The 951-nt window shown below is 48.5% G+C and carries 1 pseudogene; it reads left to right on the forward strand.

The window, feature by feature from the left end:
* Positions 1–83 precede the first annotated feature (83 nt).
* A pseudogene (locus ACFILY_RS09510) lies at positions 84–951 on the forward strand (hypothetical protein); the annotation flags it as partial.

Below are 951 nucleotides of genomic sequence, written 5' to 3' on the forward strand. Positions count from 1 at the left end.
TCAATGAAGATCTCACAAGCTATGGGCACCTCACAAGCCCAAATGAATGGCAAAGTTATAATAAATTTACCAGCAAAGTGACTATGAGTGGTGCCTTAGAGCTTTTGGGCAATTCGTCGTTTAGCCTCATCCACAATGGTGAAATGGTTACCAGTTTAAGCACAAGCGGAAGCTCGCTTAAAGGACCGCTTAAAGTGGACGGTGATGTTGTTTATACCAAGGCGCAAGTGGATGCCCTCAAGCAGGAAATATGGGCAGAAATAAAGAGTCTTAAAAAAGTTTTTACTGATAAACCCATTAATTGGCCAGAACTTGCTGATGCTGAATTGCTGTATACGCAGGATGGTAAAATTCAGTGGCCAGACTGGGTAACCGATAAAACCAAAGTAGAAATCCAAGCGTGGGGCGGCGGCGGTAGTGGGGGTGGATCTGATACACCAAGTTTAGGAGGAGGAGGTGGTGGTGGTGGTTGTTCAGTATGGTATGGCTATAAAGCGAGTTTAGCTGGGAATGAAGCTATCATCGTTGGTAAAGGAGGAGATTCTGTTGCCTCGCGTGGTGCGACAGGGAATTCTGGTGGAACAACAATCATTGGCAAGGATTTTATCACAGCAACAGGAGGTCATGGTGGTGGAGGGGCTTATTCATCATCTTTTCCAGGAAATGGTGGAGCTGGAGGAGTGGGGGGAAATTTTGGCTTGGCGACGAATGATCGCCCCGGTCTTTTCAAGGGCGAGAATGGCCATCCTGGAACAGATGGTAACCGTGGTGGTGTAAGTGGAAGTGGTGGTGATGCTGGGGGTGATACATCTCGAGGTGGTCCTGGAGGAACAGGAAAAGGTTTTCGTGCTTCAGGAAAAGGAGGGGGTGGTTTTGGTGGAGGTGGTGCTGGCTCTCATGGAGATTCCTCTCCAAGCGGTGCTGGAGCTGATGGCGCTGTCCTCATAAGAT

The sequence above is a fragment of the Bartonella sp. CL25QHWL genome, assembly GCF_042195335.1.
Lineage (GTDB): Bacteria > Pseudomonadota > Alphaproteobacteria > Rhizobiales > Rhizobiaceae > Bartonella.